A 23,476-nucleotide genomic window follows, 5' to 3' on the forward strand; every position below is an offset into this window, starting at 1 on the left:
AGTCATGCGGTTGACGGTCTTCTGGCAGCGGATGGCGGATCACTTCGGTACGGAGTACGCCGACACCTTCGCGCGCGATCACGTGATGACGGAACTCGGCGGACGAACCGTGCACGAGGCCCTGGACACGGGCTGGGAGGCCAAGGACGTGTGGCGCGTGGTGTGTACGGCCATGAACGTTCCATCGGAAAACCGGTGAAATCACGCTGAAGCGACGTCGGTCGGCCGCGAAGATCGAAGGGCGGCGACTGATTGCCGGTGGCGTGGGCGAGACTTGCTCCGTGGCATCCACAGACGAGACCGGGCAGCTCGGACAGCAGGCATCACCCTTCGGCACGACGCCGCCCACACCCCCGGCCGGGTACACCGCCGGGCAGGGCGCGCGCATGCCGCGCTGGCTGCCGCGCGCGATGATGCTGGCGCTCGCCCTCGTCGGCCTGTTCCAGCTGGGCAGTTGGGCCTTCCACCAGCTCACGGGCCTGTTGATCAACATCCTCATCGCGTTCTTCGCCGCGCTCGCGATCGAACCCGCGGTGAGCCGCATGGCGTCGCGCGGTATGCGCCGGGGTCTGGCCACCTTCCTGGTGTTCATCGGCCTGGTCATCGCGATCGCCGGATTCATCACCCTGCTCGGCTCCATGCTCGCGGGTCAGATCATCAAGATCGTTGAGGATTTCCCGGCCTATCTCGACTCCGTGATCAGCTGGATCAACGCGCACTTCAACACCGACCTGAAGCGGGTGGACGTCCAGGAGGGCCTGCTCCGCTCCGACTGGCTGCGCAGTTATGTCCAGAACAGCGCCACCGGTGTCCTGGACGTCTCCGCCCAGGTGCTGGGCGGCCTCTTCCAGCTGCTGATGGTCACACTGTTCGCGTTCTACTTCGCCGCTGACGGGCCGAGACTGCGCCGCACCCTGTGCTCCGTACTGCCGCCCGCCCGGCAGGCCGAGGTACTGCGCGCGTGGGAGATCGCCGTCGACAAGACCGGCGGCTACTTGTACTCGCGCGGCCTGATGGCGCTCATCTCCGGGGTCGCCCACTACATCCTGCTGGAATTCCTGGACGTGCCCTACGCGCCCGTGCTCGCCGTCTGGGTGGGTCTGGTCTCGCAGTTCCTCCCCACCATCGGCACCTATCTCGCGGGCGCCCTGCCGATGCTGATCGCCTTCACCGTCGATCCCTGGTACGCGCTGTGGGTGCTGGTCTTCGTCGTGGTCTACCAGCAGTTCGAGAACTACGTGCTGCAGCCCAAGCTGACCGCCAAGACCGTCGACATCCACCCTGCGGTCGCCTTCGGCTCGGTCGTCGCCGGCACCGCGCTCCTCGGTGCTGTCGGCGCGCTGATCGCCATCCCGGCGGTCGCCACGCTCCAGGCGTTCCTGGGGGCGTACGTGAAGCGGTACGACGTCACGGACGACCCCCGTGTCCACGGACACCGTGGACGAGGGCGGGGCGCGGGGGTCGTCACGCGCGTACGGAGCCTGTGGGGGCGTGGGTCGGCTGTCGACTCCAGGGGGACGCCGGAACCGGGGTCTGGGTCTGGGTCTGGGTCTGGGTCTGGGGAAGGCTCTACGCCCGCTTGAGTGGCTGCCGGTCCGGGGCGTGGGAGTCGGACGCCGCGTCAGGCGTCGCCCGCGGGCGGAGCGGCTGGGTGTGCGGCCGTGTGGGGGCGCCGAGCCCGGCCTCCGGGCCGTTGCCGGACCGCGAACGTAGTCTCGGAGGAGCCGCGTGGTGCGCTTGACACGAAAATCGAACATCCATTCTCATGGAGGCTCCGGCGAGGCTCTTGACGGGGATTTCGTCAGGGTTTTCATGGAGATGTACCCGAGTTATCCACAGGGTGGACGGACGTCGGAGCGCATTGTCAGTGGCAGGCGTTAGCGTCTTTGACGTGAAGCGATCGACTCAAGCAAATCGGGTGGAACCCATGGCAGGAACCGACCGCGACAAGGCGTTGGACGCCGCGCTCGCACAAATTGAACGGCAGTTCGGCAAGGGCGCGGTGATGCGCCTGGGCGAACGGCCGAATGAGCCCATCGAGGTCATCCCCACCGGGTCGACCGCACTCGACGTCGCCCTCGGTGTCGGCGGCCTGCCGCGCGGCCGAGTAGTGGAGGTGTACGGCCCGGAGTCCTCCGGCAAGACGACGCTTACCCTGCACGCGGTGGCGAACGCGCAGAAGGCCGGCGGCCAGGTCGCGTTCATCGACGCGGAGCACGCCCTCGACCCCGAGTACGCGAAGAAGCTCGGCGTCGACATCGACAACCTGATCCTGTCCCAGCCGGACAACGGCGAGCAGGCCCTGGAGATCGTGGACATGCTGGTCCGCTCCGGTGCCCTCGACCTCATCGTCATCGACTCCGTCGCCGCGCTCGTCCCGCGTGCGGAGATCGAGGGCGAGATGGGTGACTCGCACGTGGGTCTGCAGGCCCGCCTGATGAGCCAGGCGCTCCGCAAGATCACCGGTGCGCTGAGCCAGTCCCAGACCACCGCGATCTTCATCAACCAGCTCCGCGAGAAGATCGGCGTGATGTTCGGCTCCCCGGAGACCACGACCGGTGGCCGGGCGCTCAAGTTCTACGCCTCGGTGCGGCTCGACATCCGGCGCATCGAGACGCTGAAGGACGGCACCGACGCGGTCGGCAACCGCACCCGCGTCAAGGTCGTCAAGAACAAGGTCGCGCCGCCCTTCAAGCAGGCCGAGTTCGACATCCTCTACGGGCAGGGCATCAGCCGCGAGGGCGGCCTGATCGACATGGGCGTGGAGAACGGCTTCGTCCGCAAGGCCGGCGCCTGGTACACGTACGAGGGTGACCAGCTCGGCCAGGGCAAGGAGAACGCGCGCAACTTCCTCAAGGACAACCCCGATCTCGCCAACGAGATCGAGAAGAAGATCCTGGAGAAGCTGGGGGTCGGTGTGAAGCCGGAGAAGCCCACTGCGGAGCCGGGTGCGGACGCGGCGGTCACGGTCGTCTCGGACGAGGCCGCGAAGACGGTGCCCGCTCCGGCGGCCAAGGCCACCAAGCCCAAGGCCACGGCGGCCAAGAGCTAGCCCGTGACACGACGAACCGACTGGGCCGAGTACGCCTACCCCGGTGCCTCGGAAGGCCGGGGCGGTGGGAGTCACAGGGGCCCCACCGAGGGCGGTGACGGCGCCCTTGGGGATGACGGGTCGAACGGGGGTGGCCGCGGGACTCATGAGAGCGACGGGTTGTACGAGGGTGACGGAGGCCTCGGGGCCGGATCTCGTCGCGGTGACGGTTCGCCGGGAGGCAGACGGCGCCGCGGTGACGGTGCCCTGAGCGGCGAGAGCGGTCCGTATGGCGAGGGCGGCTCACGCGGTGGGCGTGGTCGCCGTCGGCAGCGTGGCTTTGGCGAGCCGGGCGGCGACCCACAGGACGGAGGTTCCGTTTCCTCGTCGAGGGCCGAGAAGGCGGAGTCGCCGGCGGACCCGGCTGAGCGGGCGCGGGCGATCTGCCTGCGCCTGCTCACCGGGACCCCGCGTACGCGAAAACAGCTCGCGGACGCCCTGCGCAAGCGGGAGATCCCGGACGACGTCGCGGAGAAGGTGCTGTCGCGGTTCGAGGAGGTCGGACTGATCAACGACAGCGCGTTCGCGGACGCCTGGGTCGAGTCCCGCCACCACGGCCGGGGACTGGCCCGGCGGGCGCTCGTGCAGGAGCTGCGCACCAAGGGCGTGGACTCGACGCTCATCGACGAGGCTGTCGGGCAGCTCGACTCCGAGCAGGAGGAGACGACCGCGCGTGAACTCGTCGCCCGCAAGCTGCGTGCGACACGCGGCCTCGACCGCGACAAGCGGCTGCGGCGCCTGGCGGGCATGCTCGCCCGCAAGGGCTACCCCCAGGGCATGGCCCTGCGGGTGGTCCGGCAGGCACTGGAGGAGGAGGGCGAGGACACCGAGTTCCTCGCGGACGACGGGTTCTGAACCCGGTTGTACCGGAGGTTTGGCCGTCCCGAGAGGCTGTTGTCCGCTCGGGAGGTCTGCGTCCCCGGCCCTGGACACGGTAGACGCGCGGGGGCGCCGACCGCGTTCAGGGCCCGGCGGACAGCAGAAGGACTTCGGGGCGGGGGTGGGGACAACCCCCCCCCGTTGAAAACGCCGGATCACCGCAGTGCACAGGTATGTGTGCACAGACGACTGTGTACGCATGGCACAGGAACCCGGCGCCCCGCAGGCACAAGCGCTCTCGGAGCCCATGGAGAGGGAACACCGACCGACCGCCGTAGAGCCGTCGGAAGCGGCCCCCTTTCCCAGCGAGCTATCCGACCTCGCCACGCTGAAGGCGCTTGCCCAGCCCCGGCGCCAGAGCGTGCTGCAGCACCTCACCGTGCACGGTCCCGCCACCTCCGCCACGCTTGCCCGGGCACTAGGCCTGAACACCGGTTCCACCAGCTACCACCTGCGCGAACTCGCCCGGTACGGCTTCGTGGAAGAGGTTCGGGAGACCGCCGGGCACGGTCGTGAACGCTGGTGGCGGGCTGTCCCCGGTGACCGTCGCTTTCCGCCGCGCAGCCGTCAGAGTCCCGAAATGCGGCACGTGATGGACGAGTTGAACCACCACGCCTACGCCGCCGACCTGGAGCTCTTCGAGCAGGTGCAGCGTGCCGCGGGCGAGCTCTCCACCGACCTCTGGGCGGACGCCTTCCCGTACTCGCGCGGCACCATCCGGCTGACGCTGCCCGAACTCCGGTCGTTCTTCGAAACGGGTCTGCGCGGCCTGTACGTCTCGTGGCCCTCCACGCGCGCGTAAAGGGGACTCGACTACGTGGTCCAGCAACTCGTCCGTGCCGGCAGGCTGTTCGATCACATCGATCGAGGGCTCACTGCCAGTCCTGAGGGCGCTCGACGTGCTCCAGGCGCAGAACCTGTCCCGTACGGCTGTAGCGGCGGATCTGCGGCAGGGGCGGGTAGTAGGCGTGGACGGAGATCGCGTGCCGGTCGCGGGACTCGTTGAGCACCTCGTGCACATGGTGGCGGCCGAAGCCCCGGCCCTGGCCGGAAGGCAGTCGCCGTTCCCGGTCGACGCCCTCGGTGAGTTCGAGGGTCTTCCAGCCGTCGGTGGGCAGCCGGGCGGCGAGCGAGTTCTCCTTGAGCTCACCGGCCGCGGTGAGGAAGGCGCCGACCGAGTCGGCATGGTCGTGCCAGCCGGTCCCGGTGCCGGGCGGCCTGCCGATCAGCCAGGCCTCGCTGCCGCCGGGACCCTCAAGACGCACCCAGGTGCGGCCCTCGGGGTCGAGCGGCAGGGAGGCGATCAGTTCGGTGTCGGCGGCAGTACGTCGTACGAAGTCGAGCAGATCCGCCTGCGTGGGGGTCTTGGGAGTCCCGGAGACCTGAGGGGACGCGGATACGGAGGGTGACACGGACACGGGTACCGTCCTGGTGAGCGTTTCGCGGGGAGCGCGCGATGGCCCATGTGAGCGACGCGCGCAGGAAGCAGGGATGCGAATTCAGCAGGACGGACGACACACGCAGCCCGCATAGCGGACGAGGTCCATATGAACCCTCCGCCACAGGCGCACATCGGTGTCGGCATCGGTCACGCTCCGGAGTACAGCATGACGGTGTGGAGCGGTCAACTCGCTGTCACCATGTGGACGCGCGGTGCCGAGAGCGGTGGACAGCAAGGGCGGACGGGGGAGGCGTCAGCGGGTTCCCGCGGCGGCCTCGGCGTTCGCCGTCGTGTTCGAATCACCGGCCTTGTCGCTCTCGCCCGCCGTGCCCGCTCTGTCGTTCTCCCTCTCCTGCGCGGGCCCGCCCAGGGTCGCCTCGGCCGCCGAGTACAGGTCGGCCGGGCGTACCCCGCTCAGCGCCGTGACCAGGTGCCCGTCCGGGCGGACCAGAAGTACGGTGTGGGCGGCGGCGCCCGGATAGCTCTCGGCGACCAGCAGCTCGGCCGGATTCGGCAGCGCGGCCACCGCGGCCGCCAGCCGGGGCATGATCCCGGCGCTCACCCAGTGCTTGCGTTCCCACACACCCGTACCCGGCGCGATGAGGACCACCAGCAGCGCACCGCGGCCGAGCCGCTCCCGCAGGCGCACGAAGGAGCCGTCCTCCGCGGTGACCTGTACGTCTGTCACCTGCGAGCCGGGTGGGGTGTCCACCGCGACCTCCGCCTCGATGTGCTGGGGCGCGAGCGGCGAATGGGCGTACGCCCCCGGCGCGCCCAGGATGCCGCGCCCCAAGTGACCGTCCGTGAGGAGACCGTCGTGTCCGCGGGCCGACCCGGGGACGTACGACCGCAGCCCTCCGCCGCCGCGCAGCAGCGGCAGCGCCTGGTCGGCGGCGCGCAGCCGGGCGGAGACGGCCGCGCGCCGCTCGGTCTGGTAGCTGTCCAGCAGCGCCTCGTGCGGCCCGTGGTGCCAGGCCAGGGACAGCTTCCAGGCGAGGTTGTCGGCGTCCCGCAGCCCCTCGTCCAGACCCTGTGTACCGAGTGCGCCGAGCAGGTGCGCGGCGTCCCCGGCGAGGAAGACCCGGCCGGCCCGCCAGCGCCGGGCGAGCCGGTGGTGGACGATGTGGACGCCCGTGTCGAGCAGTTCGTACGGCGGTGTGGGGCCGCCGCTCCAGCCCGCGAGGGTCTCCCGGACGCGGGTCACGAGGAGCTCGGGAGTGACCAGGTCCTTGCCGGGCGGCAGCAGCCAGTCCAGGCGCCACACGCCGTCGGGGAGGGGGCGGGCGGTGATCTCCCCGGCCGAGGGCCCGGATGTCCGCCACGGCGGCATCCGGTGCAACAACGCCTCACCGGGCCACGGAAGTTCCGTACGCAGCGCCGCTACGGCGTGTCGTTCCACCGCCGTACGGCCGGGGAAGCGGATGTCCTGGAGTTTGCGCACGGTGGAGCGCGGACCGTCGCAGCCGACGAGGTAGCTGCCCCGCCACCAGGTGCCGCCGGGGCCGCGGGTGTGTGCCGTGATGCCTGAGGGCTCCTGCTCGACGGAGTCGAGGCGGCTGTTGAGCGCGACCTTGACGAGCCGCTCGCGCGCGATGGCCGCCCGCAGGGCGCCGGTCAGTACGTGCTGGGCGACGTGCAAGGGGATGTCGGATTCCGCGACGGGCTCCGGTCCGAGCCCCAAGGGGGATCCCTCGGCCGGCCCGTCGTCTTCTCCGGCGCCGAAAGAGATCTGACGCATCACCTGCTTGCGTCGCATCGACCGCCATCCGGCCCAGTGGAAACCGGCCTCGGAGATCGGCACGCCGGTCAGCCGCTCCAGCAGCGCGGCGGTGTCCTCGCGCAGCACGACCGTGCGCGCGGGGCGCTGGTCGTCCTTGCCCGGCCCCTCGTCGAGGACGACCGAAGGGACCTCCTGGCGGGCCAGCGCAAGCGCGAGCGTGAGCCCGACCGGCCCCGCCCCGACGATGATCACCGGGTCCATGGCGCGGCGCCCCCTGCCCAGAGCGACGTCTTCATCGACGCAAGTGAACAGGAAGTTGGAGCAGGGTGCACGATCACAGAACGTATGCAACAGACTCCGCGCCACCCGGTCAAGCTGGACGCACCACAGGTGTCTGCCGTGACCCACTCGACGTTTCCGCTGGTACGGAATGTGCAGGGGCGTCGGGGCATGCGACGGAGGCAGCGGCGAACGCGCCACTGCCTCCGTGTTTGTCATGCCACTGTCTCCGGGCAGGCCATACGAGTTGACCGCCCGTCAGATGGAGCCGCCCGCACCGGTCCCCGCCGCACCCGCGATCGCGGCGTCCTCCGGCTTGAGTACGACTCCGGTGGACTTCTTGCCTTGGCGCAGCCTCTTCTCCAGCCAGCTCGCGAAGCTGGTGAGGATGAAGTTGAGCACGATGTAGATGATCGCCACCACGATGAAGCTGGGGATGACGTTGCCGTAGACGGCCGCGAGTGTGGTGCGCGTGTTGAGCAGCTCGGTGAACCCGATCATCACGCCGCCCAGCGCGGTGTCCTTCACGATGACCACGAGCTGGCTGACGATGGCCGGCAGCATCGCGGTGACGGCCTGCGGCAGCAACACGTTGGTCATCGTCTGGCCCTTGCGCATCCCGACCGCCATCGCGGCCTCGGACTGCCCCTTCGGCAGGGACAGAATGCCGGCCCGGACGATCTCGGCGAGGACGGACGCGTTGTAGAGCACGAGGCCGGTGACGACCGCGTACAGGGGCCGCTGTTCAGTGCCGACGCCCGTGTAGCGGGCGTAGAACTCGTTGGCGAACAGCATCAGCAGCAGCACCGGGATGGACCGGAAGAACTCGACCACCGCACCGGCCGGAATCCTCACCCAACGGTGGTCGGAGAGGCGGGCGATGCCGAAGAAGGCGCCCAGAGGAAGGGCGATCAGCATGGCGAGAGCCGCCGCCTTCAGCGTGTCGGCCAGTCCCGGCAGCAGATACGTCGTCCAGGCCTGCGACTCGGTGAACGGCTTCCACAAGGCCCATTCCAGCTGGTTCTTGTCGTCCATGGTCTGCCAGATCCACCACAGGAGCAGGATCAGGAGGATGGAGAAAGCCACCGAGAAGAGGACGTTGCGCCGCTTGGCGCGGGGCCCCGGGGCGTCGTAGAGGACGGAGTTCATCGCTTCACCGCCAGTCGCTTGCTCAACCAGCCCAGGATGAGGCCGGTCGGGAGGGTCAGTACCACGAACCCGAATGCGAAGACGGCGCCGATGAGCAGCGTCTGGGCCTCGTTCTCGATCATTTCCTTCATCAGGAAGGCGGCCTCGGCCACGCCGATCGCGGCGGCCACGGTGGTGTTCTTGGTCAACGCGATCAATACGTTGGCCAGCGGGCCGATGACCGAGCGGAAGGCCTGCGGCAGGATGATCAGCGACAGGGTCTGGCTGAAGCTCAGCCCGATGGCGCGTGCAGCCTCGGCCTGGCCGAGCGGCACGGTGTTGATGCCCGAACGGATCGCCTCGCAGACGAACGCCGCGGTGTAGGCGACGAGGCCGAGCACCGCCAACCGGAAGCCCTGGACCCCGAAGTCGGAGGCACCCATCGTCATGCCGAAGATGTCGGCGAGACCGAGCGAGGTGAAGAGGATGATGACGGTCAGGGGGATGTTCCGGACGATGTTGACGTAGGCGGTGCCGAACCCGCGCATGAGCGGGACCGGGCTGACCCGCATCGCGGCCAGGAGGGTGCCCCAGACCAGGGAGCCGACGCCGGAGAGGGCGGTGAGCTTCACCGTCATCCAGAAGGCGCCCCAAATGCTCGGGTCGTCATAGTCTGAAAGAAAGTCGAACACGATCTCCCGCGCTTCCGGGTGGGTGGCGTACGTGGACAGCGCGGCGTGCCGTCGCCTTGATCGCAATCGGCGACGGCACGCCGGTGAACCCTCGCGTTACTTGACGATGTTGCCGATCTTCGGCGCGGGCTCGTTCTTGTAGCCGGCCGGACCGAGGTTGTCGTCGACCGCCTTCTGCCAGGACTTGTCGCTGACCATCTTCTCCAGGGCGGCGTTGATCTTGTTCACCGTCTCGGTGTCGCCCTTCTTCACACCGATGCCGTAGTTCTCGTTGCTGAGCTTGAGGCCGGTGAGCTTGAACTTGCCCTTGTACTGCTCCTGCGCGGCGAAGCCGGCGAGGATCGAGTCGTCCGTGGTCAGCGCGTCCACGGAGCCGGCCTGCAGGCCGGAGATGCACTCCGAGTACCCGCTCAGCTCCTTCAGGTTGGCCTTCGGGGCGAAGTCGTCGTGGACGTTCTGCGCCGAGGTGGAGCCAACCACCGAGCACAGGTTCTTGTCGTTGAGGTCCGTGGCCTCGGTGATGTCCGAGTCCGACTTGACCAGCAGGTCCTGGTGGGCCAGCAGGTACGGGCCGGCGAAGTCGACCTTCTTGGCGCGCTCGTCGTTGATCGAGTAGGTGGCCGCGATGAACTTCACGTCGCCGCGGGCGAGCGCGTTCTCACGGTCGGCGCTCTTGGTCTCGACGAACTCGATCTGGTCGGGCTCGTAGCCGAGCTCCTTGGCCACATATGTGGCCACGTCCACGTCGAAGCCGGAGAAGGACCCGTCGGGCTCCTTCAGGCCGAGCCCGGGCTGGTCGTACTTGATGCCGACCTTGATCTTGTCGCCGCCACCGGAACCCGAGCCGGTGTCGCCGCTGTCGCCGTCGTCGCCTCCACACGCGGTCGCCGTCAGGGCGAGGACGAGTGCGGTGGCCGCCGCGGCGGAGACCTTGCGGAGCTTCATGGTGAACATCCTTTGCGTGGTGAGGAGAACGCCGTCGTTGCGGGTGACACAGGCCGTAACTGGTTCGGGCGCGTCGTCGGTGCGGATTCGTCAGTGGTGCAGGATCTTGGACAGGAAGTCCTTCGCGCGGTCGCTGCGCGGGTTGCTGAAGAACTGGTCCGGCACAGCCTCTTCGACGATGCGGCCGTCCGCCATGAACACCACTCGGTTCGCGGCCGAACGGGCGAACCCCATCTCGTGGGTGACGACGATCATGGTCATTCCGTCACGCGCGAGCTGCTGCATGACCTCCAGGACCTCGTTGATCATCTCCGGGTCGAGAGCCGACGTCGGCTCGTCGAAGAGCATGACCTTGGGGTCCATCGCCAGCGCGCGGGCGATGGCGACGCGCTGCTGCTGGCCGCCGGACAGCTGCGCGGGGTACTTGTCCGCCTGTGTGGCCACGCCGACCCGGTCGAGCAGGGCGCGGGCCTTCTCCTCGGCCACCTTCTTGTCGGCCTTGCGGACCTTGATCTGGCCGAGCATCACGTTCTCGAGCACGGTCTTGTGCGCGAAAAGGTTGAAGGACTGGAACACCATGCCGACATCGGCCCGCAGCCGGGCCAGCGCCTTGCCCTCCTGGGGCAGCGGCTTGCCGTCGATCGAGATGTCTCCCGAGTCGATGGTCTCCAGGCGGTTGATGGCGCGGCACAGGGTGGACTTACCGGACCCGGAGGGTCCGATGACCACGACCACCTCGCCGCGGGTGATGGTCAGGTCGATGTCCTGGAGAACATGCAACGCGCCAAAGTGCTTGTTGACGCTCTTCAGGACGACCAGATCGCCGGTCGCGGGCACGCTGTCCTTGGCCACCGATACTTCGGTCATCGCTTACTGGCTCCGTCCACCTCGGTTTCGGAGGACAGTAGTGACCCCGCGAGACCAGCGTCATTACATCTGAGGGGAAATTGAGCATAACGATCTGATGTCAGGTCAACACACCCTGTAGCGCCCCCCGAAAGAGGCGTACCGGCTGGATAACGGAACCGGTCCGCAGCCGGAACCATGCACGCGCGTGCGTATGTCCCCATGGTGTACTCCGCTGGTGCACGCCATGTGGTGTACAAGTCGAATCCGAACGACCGATGAACCGAAGGGGGCCGCGATGAGACTGCTCCTCGTCGAGGACGACAACCATGTCGCCGCCGCGCTGTCCGCGGTCCTGGCGCGGCACGGTTTCGACGTCACGCACGCCCGCAGCGGCGAGGAGGCCCTCCAGGCCCTCGTCCCGGAAGGCAACGGCTTCGCCGTGGTACTGCTCGACCTGGGCCTGCCCGACCAGGACGGGTACGAGGTCTGCGGGAAGATCCGCAAGCGCACCAGTACCCCCGTGATCATGGTCACCGCGCGCTCCGACGTCCGCTCCCGCATCCACGGCCTCAACCTCGGCGCCGACGACTACGTGGTGAAGCCGTACGACACCGGGGAACTGCTGGCCCGCATCCACGCCGTCAGCCGGCGCAAAGTCCACGAGGACGCCGCCGAGGCCGGTGAGAACGCGCTGCTCCTGGGGTCCCTGCGGCTCGAACTGTCCACCCGGCAGGTCATCGTGGACGGTTCGGTCGTCCAGCTGACCCGCAAGGAGTTCGACTTGCTGGCGCTGCTCGCGCAGCGCCCCGGAGTGGTGTTCCGCCGTGAACAGATCATCAGCGAGGTCTGGCGCACCAGCTGGGAGGGGACCGGTCGCACCCTGGAGGTGCACGTCGCGTCCCTGCGCGCCAAGTTGCGCATGCCGGCGCTGATCGAGACCGTGCGCGGCGTGGGCTACCGGCTCGTCGCCCCGGCCCAGTAGCGGGGACGGGTGCGCACACGTCTTCTCCCGCTGCTCATCGTCCTGATGGCGGCCGTCCTGCTCGCGCTCGGCATCCCGCTCGCCATCAGTGTGGCCGCGGCCCAGCAGCAGACCGTGGTGGTCGACCGGATCGACGACACCGCGCGCTTCGCGGCGCTCGCCCAGTTCGTCACCGACCGGCCCACCGGGTCCCGCGTCAAGGACCTGGCCACCGACGAGCGCGGCGAGACCCTCCAGCGGGAACTCGAGAGCTACTACGACGTCTACGGCATTCGTGCCGGTGTCTTCTACCGCAACGATGCCCCCATGGCCCATGCTCCGGCCACCTGGTACCTGCCGGAAACGGGCGAGGTGCGTGACGCGTTCGCCGAGGCGCTCCTTTCACGCCGCAGCCATGATCCGAAGCAGGTCTGGCCCTGGCAGCGGCACCGGCTCGTCGTGGCGTCGCCGGTCATCCGGGACGGCGACGTCGTGGCCGTCGTGGTCACCGACTCGCCCACCGGGCAGATGCGTTCGCGGACACTGCACGGCTGGGTCATCATCGGCGCGGGTGAGTTCGCCGCGATGCTGCTCGCCGTCGGTGCGGCCCTGCGCCTGACCGGCTGGGTGCTCAGGCCCGTACGCGTCCTCGACGCCACCACCCACCACATCGCGACCGGCAGCCTGAAGTCCCGGGTCGCGGTGGCCGGCGGGCCGCCGGAACTCAGACGACTGGCCCGGTCGTTCAACGAAATGGCGGACAACGTCGAAGAAGTACTGGAGCAGCAGCGCGCCTTCGTCGCGGACGCCTCGCACCAGCTGCGCAACCCGCTCTCGGCGTTGCTGCTGCGCATCGAACTGCTCGCACTCGAACTGCCGGAGGGAAACGAGGAGATCGCCTCGGTCCAGACCGAGGGCAGGCGGCTGGCCGAGGTCCTGGACGACCTCCTCGACCTGGCGCTGGCCGAGCACGCCGAGGCGGACCTCGCACTCACCGACATCGGCGCGCTGACGGCCGAGCGCGTCGCGGCCTGGTCCCCGCTCGCCGAGGCCAAGGGCGTACGTCTGATCGGCGACTGCCCGGCCACGACCGCGTGGGCCGATCCGGTCACCCTGTCCAGCGCCCTGGACGCGGTGATCGACAACGCCGTCAAGTTCACGCCCGAGGACGCGCGCGTGGAGGTGTCGGTCGCGTCGAACGGCGAGACCTCGACGGTCGTGGTCACCGACGGCGGCCCGGGCCTCACCGACGAGGAACTCGCCCGTATCGGCGACCGTTTCTGGCGCAGCGGCCGCCACCAGAACGTCAAGGGCTCGGGCCTCGGCCTGTCCATCTCCCGGACTCTGCTGGCAGCGGGCGGCGGCACGATCTCGTACGACCATCACGAACCGCACGGCCTGAAGGTGACAGTACGGGTGCCGAGGTCGGGCCCGGCGTCCTGAGCGATCCGCTCTACGGCTTGACCGAGCGGTAGTAGCGCCGGGCGCCCTCGTGCAGGGCCAGCGGGTCGGTGTAGATGGCGGTCCGCAGGTCCACGAGCTGCGCCGAGTGGACGTCGGCGCCGATGCGGTCCCGGCTTTTGATCACCGACCGGGTCAGCCACTCGGTGAGCCTCGGGTCCTCGCCCTCGCGTGTGATGAGCAGGTTGGACACCGCGATCGTCGCCACGGTCGAGCCGTCCTGGACGGCCGGGTAGGCCGACTCGGGCATGTTGGTGGCCCGGTAGTAGCGGGAGGCTCCGCCCTGTTCGTGCAGCTTGGCGACCAGGTCCGCGTCGAGCGGGACGAAGCGGAAGGAGAAGGTCTTCGCCAGCTGCACCAGACCGTTCGTGGGCAGCCCGCCCGACCAGAAGAAGGCGTCGATCTGGTCGTGCTGAAGCCGCCCGGGCCCGGTGTCGATGCCTTCGGCGAAGGGCTTGATGTCCTTGGCCGGGTCGAGACCGGCGGCGGTCAGCACCCTTGTCGCTATCAGGCGTACACCGGAGTTCTCCAGCCCGATGGCCACCCGCTTGCCCCGCAGGTCCTGAACGGTCGAGATCTTGGAGTCGCGCGGTACGACAAGCTGCACGTAGTCGTCGTAGAGGCGCGCGACCCCGCGCAGCGTGTCGGCCCCCGGCCGGTTCCTCAATATGTACGTCTCCACCGCGTCGGCCGCCGCGATGGTGAAGTCGGCGTCGCCCGTGGCCACCCGTTCGACGTTCTCCTGCGATCCCTGGCTGGGTATCATCCGTACGTCCAGGTCCGGCATGTCCTTCGCGAAGGCCGTGCTGAGCCCCGAGCCGTACTGCTGGTAGACGCCGGAAGGCGAACCGGTGCTGAAGGTGATCGTGCCGGACGGAGGGTCCTCGTCCAGCGGCAGCAGCCACCACAGCAGCAGCCCGAAGACCACGAAAGCGGCGGCCGACCCCATGAGGGCCTGTCGCCTGCGGATCCGGGGGAGCACCGTGAACATGCGCGAGATCCTGCCAGTACAGCCCCCGTGCTGGCCAGGAAAAGGGGGAGGTGGGGGAGGCGGCCTCTACCGTACGACGATCGGACCGGTCCCCCGGAGAGCCGCCACGACATCGTTAGAGTCGGCGCATGCGCCCCGGTACCTCTTCTTCCTCCACTCCCGTCTCACCCGCCGGTCTCGTCCGCGAATTCCACCTCGCCTTCGGACTGGACGCCCGCGCCACGCCCGCCGAGGTCTCCCCGAAGCTCGCGGCGCACCGGGGTGAGCTGCTCGCGGAGGAGGCCGCGGAGGTCGCCGAGGTCGCTGTCACGGGCCCGCTGGACCGGCTGGCGCACGAACTCGCCGACGTCGTGTACGTCGCGTACGGCACGGCTCTGGTCCACGGGATCGATCTCGACGCGGTGATCGCCGAGATCCACCGCGCCAACATGACGAAGCTGGGCCCCGACGGCCTGGTCACCCGTAGGGCCGACGGCAAGGTGCTCAAGGGCGACCACTACCGGGCCCCCGACGTCGGAGCCGTTCTGCGCGGCCAGGGCTGGAACGCGGGCGAGCAGTAACCCGTACGGCCCCACGTCGCGCACCGCCTACCCTTGTCGCATGAGCAGCAGTGACCGGAGCCAGGCAGTGGACGTCAAGACATACGAAGTGCGCACCTACGGGTGTCAGATGAACGTCCACGATTCCGAGCGATTGTCCGGGCTGCTCGAAAACGCCGGTTATGTGCGCGCGCCCAAGGATGCGGACGGTGACGCGGACGTCGTCGTCTTCAACACCTGCGCGGTGCGGGAGAACGCCGACAACAAGCTGTACGGCAACCTCGGCCGGCTCGCCCCGATGAAGACGAAGCGCCCCGGGATGCAGATCGCCGTGGGCGGCTGCCTCGCGCAGAAGGACCGCGACACCATCGTGAAGCGGGCCCCCTGGGTGGACGTCGTCTTCGGTACGCACAACATCGGCAAGCTGCCCGTCCTGCTCGAACGCGCCCGCGTGCAGGAAGAGGCCCAGGTCGAGATCGCCGAGTCGCTGGAGGCGTTCCCGTCGACCCTGCCGACCCGGCGCGAGAGTGCGTACGCGGCCTGGGTGTCGATCTCCGTCGGCTGCAACAACACGTGCACCTTCTGCATCGTCCCGGCCCTGCGCGGCAAGGAGAAGGACCGCCGCACCGGCGACATCCTCGCCGAGATCGAGGCGCTGGTCGCCGAGGGCGTCTCCGAGATCACGCTGCTCGGCCAGAACGTCAACGCGTACGGCTCCGACATCGGCGACCGCGAGGCCTTCAGCAAGCTGCTGCGGGCCTGCGGGAAGATCGACGGCCTGGAGCGTGTCCGGTTCACCTCCCCGCACCCGCGCGACTTCACCGACGACGTCATCGCCGCCATGGCCGAGACGCCGAACGTGATGCCGCAGCTCCACATGCCCATGCAGTCCGGCTCGGACACGATCCTGAAGGCGATGCGCCGCTCGTACCGCCAGGAGCGCTACCTGGGGATCATCGAGAAGGTGCGGGCCGCCATTCCGCACGCGGCGATCACCTCCGACATCATCGTGGGCTTCCCCGGGGAGACCGAGGAGGACTTCGAACAGACGCTGCACGCGGTGCGCGAGGCACGGTTCGCGCAGGCGTTCACCTTCCAGTACTCCAAGCGGCCCGGCACCCCGGCCGCCACCATGGAGAACCAGATCCCCAAGGAGGTCGTCCAGGAGCGTTACCTGCGTCTCGCCGCCCTCCAGGAGGAGATCTCCTGGGACGAGAACAAGAAGCAGATCGGCCGCACCCTGGAGCTGATGGTCGCCGAGGGCGAGGGCCGCAAGGACGGCGCCACCCACCGCCTCTCCGGCCGCGCCCCCGACAACCGCCTGGTCCACTTCACCAAGCCGGACACCGAGGTGCGCCCGGGCGACGTGGTCACGGTCGAGATCACCTACGCCGCCCCGCACCACCTCCTCGCCGAGGGCGCCGTCCTGAACGTGCGTCCCACGCGCGCGGGTGACGCCTGGGCGAAGCGCAACACCGCGGAGGCCGCGAAGCCGGCGGGCGTGCTGCTCGGCCTGCCGAAGATCGGGGTGCCGGCTCCGCTGCCGGTGGCCACGGGGAGCGGCTGCGGCAGCGACTGACGTCCTGCCACAATGCGGTTGGAGTGGAAGGGAGCATCACATGTTGCCGTACAGAGTCGCGTTCACCGAAGAGGCCGCCCATGTGCGCGACAGCCTGACCGCCGACCGGCGGGACGTGCTGGAGCGTGGCCTGGCCATACTGGTGACCGACCCGCGGCACAAGCTCTCCCACTCCGTCCGCGGTGACGAGACAACACGTGAGATCGCCCTCTCGCGCAACCTCTTCATCGAGTACGTGATCAGTGACGGCAAGCTGGTCGTGCTGCTCCTGACGGTCATCGACCTGACGGACGTGCTCATCGAGGACTGACGCGCCGTCGTCCTGCGGGGTTACCCTGCCGATCATGCTTGTCGCCGCCGCTGTCTGCCCCTGTCCGCCCCTCCTCGTGCCCGAGGTGGCCGCGGGCGCCGCCCCCGAGCTGGACGCCGCGCGCGCGGCGTGCACGGACGCGCTGGGCGTGCTCGCGGCCTCCCGCCCCGACCGGCTGCTGGTCGTCGGGCCCGCAGGGCCGAGCGGGCGCGGACCGCACCCGGCGGGCACACGGGGCTCGTTCCGCGGCTTCGGGGTGGATCTCGACGTACGCCTGGGTGCCGGCGACGCCGGCCCGGCAGCGGAGGACGGGGAGCTTCCGCCGGCGCTCGCCGTGGCCGCGTGGCTGCTGGAACGGACCGGCTGGTCCGACACGCCCGTGGAAGGCCTCGGCGTGGGGGAACCGCTGGCCGCCGAGCGGTGCATCGATGTCGGAAGGGACATCGGCGGGCGAGCGGAAAGGGTGGCACTGCTGGTGATGGGCGACGCCAGCGCGTGCCGCACGCTCAAGGCGCCGGGGTACCTGGACGAGCGGGCCCTGGGCTTCGACGAGGAGGTCACACGTGCGCTGCGGACGGCGGACGTGGCGGCGCTCAAGGCGCTGGACGCGGAACTGGCGTACGAGTTGAAGGTCTCGGGCCGGGCCCCCTGGCAGGTCCTCGCGGGCGCGGCCGAGAACACCGACCTCGCGGGGACACTGCTGTACGAGGACGCGCCGTACGGCGTCGGGTACGTGGTCGCGGCCTGGTCGTGATCACGGCGGACGCCCGGGAGCGTGTGCTCCACGGCCGTCCGCCGATGTGTCGTGGTGTTGTGTTGTACGTGCCGGTCAGGAAGCCGGTGGAGGCGCGTCCGGCGGTGGCGTGAACGTGTCGTCCCGGGTGCCGTCGTCCTTGTGTGCGATGCGGTCGACGGCGCCCTTCGCCTTGTCGGTGCCCGTATGGATCTTGTCGCTGTACTTGCCCTTGGTCTTCTCGTCGACCACTTTCGCGGCCTTGTCGAGACCCCGTTCGATCTTGTCCCCGTGCTGCTGCGCGAGGCCCGAGACCTTGTCCTTGGCCGGGGTGAGCTTTGCCTTCAGATTGTCCAGCAGACCCATGGTTCACCTTCCCTCGCGGGCAGTTACTTGCGGGCGCCCTCACCGGCCTCGCTGTCGGCGGCCTCCTCGGCGGACTGCTGCTTGGGGATCTCGACGCCCTCGGTGGCGGGTACGGCCGCGGCTTCCGGCTTCTCCGCCGTGGTCTCGCTCTCGGCACCGCTGCCGGCCTCTGGCGACCCCTTCGCCGCTTCCGACTCCTCCGCCGGGGACTCGTCCGTCACCGTGACGGCCTGCTCCTCGCCGGTTGACGCCTCTTTCGTGGTCTTCGACCTTCCGAGAAGCCGTGCAAATACGCCCATATCCACTCCATACGTTACTCGTGCGGGCGAAATCCCGCGTCGCCCGGTGCGTCCGTTTGCGTCGCCCCCGTCACCGCCTCCCGAATCCGGCGGCGCGAACCTCGCAACTGGCAACGACCCCGGACGCGCGCCGTCACGTAACTCGTTCGAGGAGGGGTCCCGGGTTTGCGAGACTGGGGCAGTGAGCAGCGCACCCCCCACCCCCCGAGTCATCGCCGTCGTCGGCCCCACAGCAGCCGGAAAGTCCGATCTGGGCGTCTTCCTGGCCCAGCGTCTCGGCGGGGAGGTCGTCAACGCCGACTCGATGCAGCTCTATCGAGGGATGGACATCGGAACCGCCAAGCTGACGCCCGAGGAACGCGGCGGCATCCCGCACCATCTCCTGGACATCTGGGACGTGACGGTGGCGGCCAGCGTCGCCGAGTACCAGCGCCTCGCGCGCGAGCGGATCGACGCACTGCTCGCGGACGGACGCTGGCCGGTCCTGGTCGGCGGCTCCGGCCTGTACGTCCGCGGAGCCGTCGACAATCTGGAGTTCCCCGGCACCGACCCCGAGGTCAGGGCCCGCCTCGAGGAGGAGCTCACCCTGCGCGGCTCCGGTGCCCTGCACGCCCGTCTGGCCGCCGCCGACCCGGAGGCCGCGCTCGCGATCCTGCCCAGCAACGGCCGCCGTATCGTCCGGGCCCTGGAGGTCATCGAGATCACCGGTAAGCCCTTCACCGCCAACCTGCCCGGCCACGACTCCGTGTACGACACCGTCCAGATCGGCGTCGACGTGTCCCGCCCCGAGCTGGACGAGCGCATCGCCCGCCGGGTCGACCGGATGTGGGCGGCGGGGCTCGTGGACGAGGTGCGCGCGCTGGAGGCGCACGGCCTGCGCGAGGGGCTCACGGCGTCGCGCGCGCTGGGCTACCAGCAGGTGCTCGCGGCGCTCGCCGGGGAGTGCGCCGAGGACCACGCCCGGACCGAGACCGTCCGCGCCACCAAGCGCTTCGCGCGCCGTCAGGATTCGTGGTTCAGGCGCGATCCCCGGGTGCACTGGTTGAGTGGGGCTGCGGCGGATCTCACAGAACTTCCGCACCTCGCACTGGCGTTGGTCGAACGACCGGTCACAGCCTGATCACGTCATGGCATCGGGACGCTCCGGCCGTCATCCAGGCCTCCGGCGCCGTGCCATCATCGAGCTTCGATCGACCAAGTGGAGTCCGAGTTGGGAGGGCGCGTGGCGATGGAGGCCGGCCCTCGCGACACCGCACAAGGCGCGGGACATGTCACCAGTGAGAGTGGCGAAACGGAACAGGACGAAGCCCGTCTGAGCCCGGACGGACCTGACGACACTCAAGGCGGGGTGACCGCCGACGGACCCGAACCGGACGAGATGTTCCTCGGGCCCGAGGTCGAGGTCGAGCTCCGACCGCAGCGCCGCCTGCGTATCTGGCAGCTCGCCCCGATCGTGGTCCTGGCCGCGCTCGGTTCCCTGATGTTCGCCTTCCCGCTGGCCTTCGACTTCGGCGACAGCGGAGCCGTGATCGCCATGCTGGGGCTGCTCATCTGCTCCTGCGCCGCGGGCTGGGGCATGATGGCCGCGCGCCGGGTCGGCTACACGGCACCGGGGCTCGGTGACAGCTCCCGGCGGGACTGGCGGGTTGTCCTGGCGTACGTCGTGGTGGTCGCCGTCGTCATCGTGCTCGCCGTGTGGAGAGTGGCCCGGCTGCGTTAGGCCGGTGCCGTCCCGCCGTACGGGCCGGGTGTGCCCGTACGATCGAGAACATGAGCACGCGGATCGCCTTCCTCAAGGGGCACGGGACCGAGAACGACTTCGTGATCGTCCCCGACCCCGAGAACGTCATCGACCTTTCCCCGGCCGCCGTCGCCGCCCTGTGCGACCGGCGTGCGGGCATCGGGGGCGACGGGGTGCTGCACGTCGTGCGGTCCGCCGCGCATCCCGAGGCCAAGGGCATGGCGGCCGCGGCGGAGTGGTTCATGGACTACCGCAACGGCGACGGCTCGATCGCCGAGATGTGCGGCAACGGGGTGCGGGTCTTCGCGCGCTATCTCCAGCGCGCCGGACACGTGGCCGAAGGGGACATCACCGTCGCCACACGCGGGGGCGTCAAGAACGTGCACATCGCCAAGGAAGGTGACGTCACGGTAGGCATGGGCAAGGCCCTCCTCCCCGAAGGGGAGGTCACCGTGCGCGTGGGTGAGCGCAGTTGGCCCGCGCGGAACGTGAACATGGGCAACCCGCACGCGGTCGCCTTCGTCGACGATCTCGCACACGCGGGGAACCTCCTCGACCCGCCGCCCTTCAGCCCCGCCTCCGTCTATCCGGACGGGGTCAACGTCGAGTTCGTGATCGACCGGGGCCCGCGGCACGTCGCGCTGCGCGTGCACGAGCGCGGGTCCGGTGAGACCCGATCGTGCGGCACGGGCGCGTGTGCCGTCGCCGTGGCCACCGCCCGGCGCGACGGCGCCGACCCGGCCGTGACAGGGACCCCGGTGACGTACACCGTCGACGTGCCCGGTGGGCGCCTGGTGATCACCGAGCGGGCCGACGGCGAGATCGAGATGACGGGGCCCGCCGTGATCGTCGCCGAGGGCGAGATCGACGGGGAGTGGCTGGAAACCGCGGCGAGCTGACACGGTCGTCGGCCGGATATCGCAGCCCGCGTGAGCCGTGGGCTGTTAATTCGTAGCCCATCGGTCCCGGCGTCACTCGAATTCAGAGTTGGTCGCCGGTCGGGTGGCTCGAAAGTGTAAACCTCCGAACCATCGCTCGAATGGGTGATCCGTTTCACGCTCGACGAGAGGTGGTCAGTCGCGCGTGATGGGCTCGGTAGCATCAAGCACCGGCCCGGACGGGGGAACAACGCCATCCCCTGAGCCGCCGTCCGCCATGGGGCATCCCGTCCGCCGGTCCAGGTAGCCGGAGGTGCCCATGAGTGCGGAGGCCACGAATCCCGCGAGCCCAGGTGCTGTGACGTCCTCACCCAAGCTCTCGGTCCCACTGGAGCAAGGGGGGAGCCAGGCCCCCCGTTGGCGGTCCCGCCCCCGGATCGACCTGCGCCGGCTGGGCAGGGCCGCGTTCCTCGGCTCCGCGACCCGCGACCGGCTGCCCGACGCCATCGGCCATGTCGCCGAGGCGCATCGCGCCCACCATCCTGACGCCGACCTGGAACCGCTGCGCCGGGCCTATGTCCTGGCCGAGTCCTCGCACCGCGGCCAGATGCGCAAGAGCGGCGAGCCGTACATCACGCACCCGCTCGCGGTGACCCTGATCCTCGCCGAACTCGGCGCGGAGACCACGACCTTGACGGCGTCTCTGCTCCACGACACGGTCGAGGACACGGATGTGACGCTGGATCAGGTCGGCGAGGAGTTCGGCGCCGAGGTCCGCTACCTCGTCGACGGCGTGACCAAACTGGAGAAGGTCGACTACGGCGCCGCCGCCGAGCCCGAGACCTTCCGCAAGATGCTGGTCGCCACCGGGAACGACGTCCGCGTGATGTCGATCAAGCTCGCCGACCGGCTGCACAACATGCGCACCCTGGGCGTGATGCGCCCGGAGAAGCAGGAGCGCATCGCCAAGGTGACCCGGGACGTGCTCATCCCGCTCGCCGAACGGCTCGGCGTCCAGGCGCTCAAGACCGAGCTGGAAGACCTCGTCTTCGCGATCCTGCACCGCGAGGAGTACGAGCACACCCGGCAGCTGATCGTCGACAACGCCTCCCGCGCGGACGACCCGCTCGCCGAGATCGCCGACGAGGTACGCGCGGTACTGCGTGATTCAGGCATCCAGGCCGAAGTCCTCATCCGGCCACGGCACTTCGTGTCCCTGCACCGCGCGGCCCGCAAACGCGGCCGGCTGCGCGGCTCCGACTTCGGGCGGGTCCTGGTGCTCGTCAACGAGGACGCCGACTGCTACGGCGTCCTGGGCGAGCTGCACACATGCATGACGCCCGTCGTCTCCGAGTTCAAGGACTTCATCGCGGTCCCCAAGTTCAACCTGTACCAGTCGCTGCACACCGCGGTCGCCCGTGCGGACGGCCAGGTCGCCGAAGTCCTCATCCGTACCCACCAGATGCACAAGGCCGCCGAGGCCGGTGTCATCGCGCTCGGCAATCCCTACGCTCCTCCTTCGGAGGAGCAGACCGACAGCGACGGCGAACGGATCGACCCCACCCGGCCCGGCTGGCTCTCCCGCCTGCTCGACTGGCAGGAGGCCGCACCCGACCCCGACACCTTCTGGTCGACTCTGCGCGAGGACCTCGCCCAGGACCGTGAGATCACCGTGTTCCGGGCCGACGGGGGCTCGTTGGGGCTTCCCGAGGGCGCGAGCTGTGTGGACGCGGCGTACGCGCAGTACGGCGAGGACGCGCACGCCTGCATCGGCGCCCGGGTCAACGGCCGGCTGGCGACGCTGAGCACCGTTCTGCGGGACGGCGACACGGTCCAGCTCCTCATGGGGCAGGACCCGGCCTCCGAGCCCTCCAGGGAGTGGCTGGAGCACGCGCACACGCCCGTCGCCAGGATCGCCATCCAGCGCTGGCTGGCCGCGCATCCGACGCACAGTGATCCGGCGGCCGTGCAGGAGTCCTCCGGCGAGCCCTCGGAGGCCGAGGAGGCCACCGCCGGTGCCGCCCGCGCGGCCGTCGACGCACGCTCCGCCCAGGACGACTCCGCCGCCTCCCCGGCCGCCGCGACCGCCGTCGTCGACCAGCCCGGCGCGACCGTACGTCTCGCCGGTTGCTGTACGCCCGTACCGCCCGACGAGGTCACCGGCTTCGCCGTGCGCGGGGGAGTGGTGACCGTCCACCGGGTGGAGTGCGCCGGGGTGGCGCACATGAAGAGCACGGGGCGCGCCGAGGTCGGCGTGCACTGGGGGGACACCACCGAGGCCCGGGTCACCCTGGTCGCCGAATCGTTCGGACGCCCCCATCTGCTGGCCGACCTCACCGAAGCCATCGCCCTGGAGGGCGTCGCGATCGTCTCGGCGACCGTCGAACCCCCCAGTCAGCAGCGCGTACGCCACACGTACACGCTCCAACTCCCGGACGCTGCGCACCTTCCCGCCCTCATGCGGGCCATGCGCAATGTGCCGGGCGTGTACGACGTCAGCCGGGCGCAGCATCACGTGGCCGTTTCCTGACCAACCCGTTCGGGTGGGGTAGGCGCGAGTCGCCGCAGTGGAGCGGGCGGGCGCTGGTAGCGGT

Annotated in this window: 25 protein-coding genes; 15 read left to right on the top strand and 10 right to left on the bottom strand. The window is 69.5% G+C overall.

What is annotated here, in order from left to right:
• Positions 1-4: 4 nt before the first annotated feature.
• The 5 genes from ACH4TV_RS35825 to ACH4TV_RS35845 all read left to right on the top strand — a co-directional run bounded on the left by ACH4TV_RS35825 (position 5) and on the right by ACH4TV_RS35845 (position 4,772).
• The gene (locus ACH4TV_RS35825) at positions 5-199 is read left to right on the top strand and encodes a DUF3046 domain-containing protein (RefSeq protein WP_398405447.1); all 195 of its coding nucleotides are present in this window, start codon (positions 5-7) and stop codon (positions 197-199) included.
• 82 nt (positions 200-281) lie between these two features.
• Entirely contained in the window at positions 282-1,583 is a 1,302-nt protein-coding gene (locus tag ACH4TV_RS35830; protein WP_398405449.1) for an AI-2E family transporter, read from the top strand.
• A 344-nt stretch (positions 1,584-1,927) separates the two neighbouring features.
• Positions 1,928-3,052, top strand: coding sequence for a recombinase RecA (recA, locus tag ACH4TV_RS35835; RefSeq protein WP_398405450.1), 1,125 nt, complete (start codon positions 1,928-1,930; stop codon positions 3,050-3,052).
• A gap of 3 nt (positions 3,053-3,055) precedes the next feature.
• The gene (gene recX, locus ACH4TV_RS35840) at positions 3,056-3,946 is read left to right on the top strand and encodes a recombination regulator RecX (RefSeq protein WP_398405451.1); all 891 of its coding nucleotides are present in this window, start codon (positions 3,056-3,058) and stop codon (positions 3,944-3,946) included.
• A gap of 223 nt (positions 3,947-4,169) precedes the next feature.
• Positions 4,170-4,772 (top strand): ArsR/SmtB family transcription factor, encoded by a 603-nt coding sequence (locus tag ACH4TV_RS35845; RefSeq protein ID WP_398405452.1) that lies wholly within the window; start codon positions 4,170-4,172, stop codon positions 4,770-4,772.
• Positions 4,773-4,842: 70 nt separating this feature from the next.
• Here ACH4TV_RS35845 and ACH4TV_RS35850 read toward each other — a convergent pair whose 3' ends face one another.
• The 7 genes from ACH4TV_RS35850 to ACH4TV_RS35880 form a co-directional block, all read right to left on the bottom strand.
• Positions 4,843-5,388 carry a cysteine dioxygenase gene (locus ACH4TV_RS35850; protein WP_398405453.1) on the bottom strand — a complete coding sequence of 182 codons (546 nt, stop codon included), beginning with the start codon at positions 5,386-5,388 and terminating at the stop codon, positions 4,843-4,845.
• 81 nt (positions 5,389-5,469) lie between these two features.
• On the bottom strand, positions 5,470-5,517 hold the full coding sequence (locus ACH4TV_RS35855) for a hypothetical protein (protein WP_309506048.1): 48 nt from the start codon (positions 5,515-5,517) through the stop codon (positions 5,470-5,472).
• 147 nt (positions 5,518-5,664) lie between these two features.
• Entirely contained in the window at positions 5,665-7,392 is a 1,728-nt protein-coding gene (locus tag ACH4TV_RS35860) for an FAD-dependent monooxygenase (RefSeq protein WP_398405454.1), read from the bottom strand.
• Between the two features lie 276 nt (positions 7,393-7,668).
• Positions 7,669-8,559 (bottom strand): amino acid ABC transporter permease, encoded by an 891-nt coding sequence (locus ACH4TV_RS35865; protein ID WP_398405455.1) that lies wholly within the window; start codon positions 8,557-8,559, stop codon positions 7,669-7,671.
• A complete protein-coding gene (locus ACH4TV_RS35870; RefSeq protein WP_398405630.1) occupies positions 8,556-9,230 on the bottom strand; it encodes an amino acid ABC transporter permease in 675 nt (224 codons plus the stop codon). Before ACH4TV_RS35870 ends, ACH4TV_RS35865 begins: the two co-directional genes overlap by 4 nt.
• Positions 9,231-9,326: 96 nt before the next feature.
• Positions 9,327-10,175: a glutamate ABC transporter substrate-binding protein gene (locus ACH4TV_RS35875; RefSeq protein ID WP_398405456.1), complete on the bottom strand. Its 849-nt coding sequence runs from the start codon at positions 10,173-10,175 to the stop codon at positions 9,327-9,329.
• 90 nt (positions 10,176-10,265) lie between these two features.
• The gene (locus tag ACH4TV_RS35880; protein ID WP_398405457.1) at positions 10,266-11,042 is read right to left on the bottom strand and encodes an amino acid ABC transporter ATP-binding protein; all 777 of its coding nucleotides are present in this window, start codon (positions 11,040-11,042) and stop codon (positions 10,266-10,268) included.
• A 277-nt stretch (positions 11,043-11,319) separates the two neighbouring features.
• On the opposite strand from ACH4TV_RS35880, the gene ACH4TV_RS35885 reads away from it, so the two are divergent.
• Positions 11,320-12,006 carry a response regulator transcription factor gene (locus ACH4TV_RS35885; RefSeq protein ID WP_398405458.1) on the top strand — a complete coding sequence of 229 codons (687 nt, stop codon included), beginning with the start codon at positions 11,320-11,322 and terminating at the stop codon, positions 12,004-12,006.
• A gap of 9 nt (positions 12,007-12,015) precedes the next feature.
• Complete coding sequence (locus tag ACH4TV_RS35890) at positions 12,016-13,428, top strand: ATP-binding protein (protein WP_398405459.1); 1,413 nt, start codon at positions 12,016-12,018, stop codon at positions 13,426-13,428.
• Positions 13,429-13,438: 10 nt separating this feature from the next.
• Here ACH4TV_RS35890 and ACH4TV_RS35895 read toward each other — a convergent pair whose 3' ends face one another.
• Positions 13,439-14,437 (bottom strand): TAXI family TRAP transporter solute-binding subunit, encoded by a 999-nt coding sequence (locus tag ACH4TV_RS35895; protein ID WP_398405460.1) that lies wholly within the window; start codon positions 14,435-14,437, stop codon positions 13,439-13,441.
• A 128-nt stretch (positions 14,438-14,565) separates the two neighbouring features.
• Between ACH4TV_RS35895 and ACH4TV_RS35900 the strand changes: the two genes are divergently transcribed.
• Genes ACH4TV_RS35900 through ACH4TV_RS35915 form a run of 4 tightly spaced genes read left to right on the top strand, consistent with a single transcriptional unit; the run spans position 14,566 to position 17,619 of the window.
• Entirely contained in the window at positions 14,566-14,997 is a 432-nt protein-coding gene (locus tag ACH4TV_RS35900; protein WP_398405461.1) for a MazG nucleotide pyrophosphohydrolase domain-containing protein, read from the top strand.
• Between the two features lie 40 nt (positions 14,998-15,037).
• Positions 15,038-16,555 carry a tRNA (N6-isopentenyl adenosine(37)-C2)-methylthiotransferase MiaB gene (miaB, locus tag ACH4TV_RS35905; RefSeq protein WP_398405462.1) on the top strand — a complete coding sequence of 506 codons (1,518 nt, stop codon included), beginning with the start codon at positions 15,038-15,040 and terminating at the stop codon, positions 16,553-16,555.
• Between the two features lie 40 nt (positions 16,556-16,595).
• Complete coding sequence (locus ACH4TV_RS35910) at positions 16,596-16,865, top strand: hypothetical protein (RefSeq protein WP_398405463.1); 270 nt, start codon at positions 16,596-16,598, stop codon at positions 16,863-16,865.
• A 34-nt stretch (positions 16,866-16,899) separates the two neighbouring features.
• A complete protein-coding gene (locus ACH4TV_RS35915) occupies positions 16,900-17,619 on the top strand; it encodes a class III extradiol dioxygenase subunit B-like domain-containing protein (RefSeq protein ID WP_398405464.1) in 720 nt (239 codons plus the stop codon).
• Between the two features lie 75 nt (positions 17,620-17,694).
• On the opposite strand, the gene ACH4TV_RS35920 is transcribed toward ACH4TV_RS35915, so the two are convergent.
• Both ACH4TV_RS35920 and ACH4TV_RS35925 read right to left on the bottom strand, forming a co-directional pair.
• On the bottom strand, positions 17,695-17,964 hold the full coding sequence (locus ACH4TV_RS35920) for an antitoxin (protein ID WP_398405465.1): 270 nt from the start codon (positions 17,962-17,964) through the stop codon (positions 17,695-17,697).
• A 23-nt stretch (positions 17,965-17,987) separates the two neighbouring features.
• Entirely contained in the window at positions 17,988-18,263 is a 276-nt protein-coding gene (locus ACH4TV_RS35925) for a hypothetical protein (RefSeq protein WP_398405466.1), read from the bottom strand.
• 181 nt (positions 18,264-18,444) lie between these two features.
• Here ACH4TV_RS35925 and miaA point away from each other — a divergent pair, with 181 nt between their 5' ends.
• The 4 genes from miaA (at position 18,445) to ACH4TV_RS35945 (ending at position 23,412) form a co-directional block, all read left to right on the top strand.
• Complete coding sequence (gene miaA, locus ACH4TV_RS35930) at positions 18,445-19,383, top strand: tRNA (adenosine(37)-N6)-dimethylallyltransferase MiaA (RefSeq protein WP_398405467.1); 939 nt, start codon at positions 18,445-18,447, stop codon at positions 19,381-19,383.
• Between the two features lie 108 nt (positions 19,384-19,491).
• Entirely contained in the window at positions 19,492-19,983 is a 492-nt protein-coding gene (locus ACH4TV_RS35935) for a hypothetical protein (RefSeq protein ID WP_398405631.1), read from the top strand.
• A 50-nt stretch (positions 19,984-20,033) separates the two neighbouring features.
• Positions 20,034-20,903 (top strand): diaminopimelate epimerase, encoded by an 870-nt coding sequence (gene dapF / locus ACH4TV_RS35940; protein WP_398405468.1) that lies wholly within the window; start codon positions 20,034-20,036, stop codon positions 20,901-20,903.
• Positions 20,904-21,201: 298 nt separating this feature from the next.
• Complete coding sequence (locus tag ACH4TV_RS35945; protein WP_398405469.1) at positions 21,202-23,412, top strand: RelA/SpoT family protein; 2,211 nt, start codon at positions 21,202-21,204, stop codon at positions 23,410-23,412.
• The last annotated feature ends 64 nt before the right edge of the window (positions 23,413-23,476 follow it).

This window comes from Streptomyces sp. NPDC020898 (assembly GCF_044333925.1).
In the GTDB taxonomy this organism is placed as follows: domain Bacteria; phylum Actinomycetota; class Actinomycetes; order Streptomycetales; family Streptomycetaceae; genus Streptomyces.

Excerpts from the sequence above, each read along its gene's own strand:
- ACH4TV_RS35825 (WP_398405447.1), top strand. The coding sequence starts at position 5 with ATGCGGTTGACGGTCTTCTGGCAGCGGATGGCGGATCACTTCGGTACG.
- recA (WP_398405450.1), top strand. The coding sequence starts at position 1,928 with ATGGCAGGAACCGACCGCGACAAGGCGTTGGACGCCGCGCTCGCACAA.
- ACH4TV_RS35845 (WP_398405452.1), top strand. The coding sequence starts at position 4,170 with ATGGCACAGGAACCCGGCGCCCCGCAGGCACAAGCGCTCTCGGAGCCC.
- ACH4TV_RS35860 (WP_398405454.1), bottom strand. The coding sequence starts at position 7,392 with ATGGACCCGGTGATCATCGTCGGGGCGGGGCCGGTCGGGCTCACGCTC.
- ACH4TV_RS35865 (WP_398405455.1), bottom strand. The coding sequence starts at position 8,559 with ATGAACTCCGTCCTCTACGACGCCCCGGGGCCCCGCGCCAAGCGGCGC.
- ACH4TV_RS35875 (WP_398405456.1), bottom strand. The coding sequence starts at position 10,175 with ATGAAGCTCCGCAAGGTCTCCGCCGCGGCGGCCACCGCACTCGTCCTC.
- ACH4TV_RS35880 (WP_398405457.1), bottom strand. The coding sequence starts at position 11,042 with ATGACCGAAGTATCGGTGGCCAAGGACAGCGTGCCCGCGACCGGCGAT.
- ACH4TV_RS35885 (WP_398405458.1), top strand. The coding sequence starts at position 11,320 with ATGAGACTGCTCCTCGTCGAGGACGACAACCATGTCGCCGCCGCGCTG.
- ACH4TV_RS35895 (WP_398405460.1), bottom strand. The coding sequence starts at position 14,437 with ATGTTCACGGTGCTCCCCCGGATCCGCAGGCGACAGGCCCTCATGGGG.
- ACH4TV_RS35900 (WP_398405461.1), top strand. The coding sequence starts at position 14,566 with ATGCGCCCCGGTACCTCTTCTTCCTCCACTCCCGTCTCACCCGCCGGT.
- miaB (WP_398405462.1), top strand. The coding sequence starts at position 15,038 with ATGAGCAGCAGTGACCGGAGCCAGGCAGTGGACGTCAAGACATACGAA.
- ACH4TV_RS35910 (WP_398405463.1), top strand. The coding sequence starts at position 16,596 with ATGTTGCCGTACAGAGTCGCGTTCACCGAAGAGGCCGCCCATGTGCGC.
- ACH4TV_RS35915 (WP_398405464.1), top strand. The coding sequence starts at position 16,900 with ATGCTTGTCGCCGCCGCTGTCTGCCCCTGTCCGCCCCTCCTCGTGCCC.
- ACH4TV_RS35920 (WP_398405465.1), bottom strand. The coding sequence starts at position 17,964 with ATGGGTCTGCTGGACAATCTGAAGGCAAAGCTCACCCCGGCCAAGGAC.
- ACH4TV_RS35925 (WP_398405466.1), bottom strand. The coding sequence starts at position 18,263 with ATGGGCGTATTTGCACGGCTTCTCGGAAGGTCGAAGACCACGAAAGAG.
- ACH4TV_RS35935 (WP_398405631.1), top strand. The coding sequence starts at position 19,492 with ATGGAGGCCGGCCCTCGCGACACCGCACAAGGCGCGGGACATGTCACC.
- dapF (WP_398405468.1), top strand. The coding sequence starts at position 20,034 with ATGAGCACGCGGATCGCCTTCCTCAAGGGGCACGGGACCGAGAACGAC.
- ACH4TV_RS35945 (WP_398405469.1), top strand. The coding sequence starts at position 21,202 with ATGAGTGCGGAGGCCACGAATCCCGCGAGCCCAGGTGCTGTGACGTCC.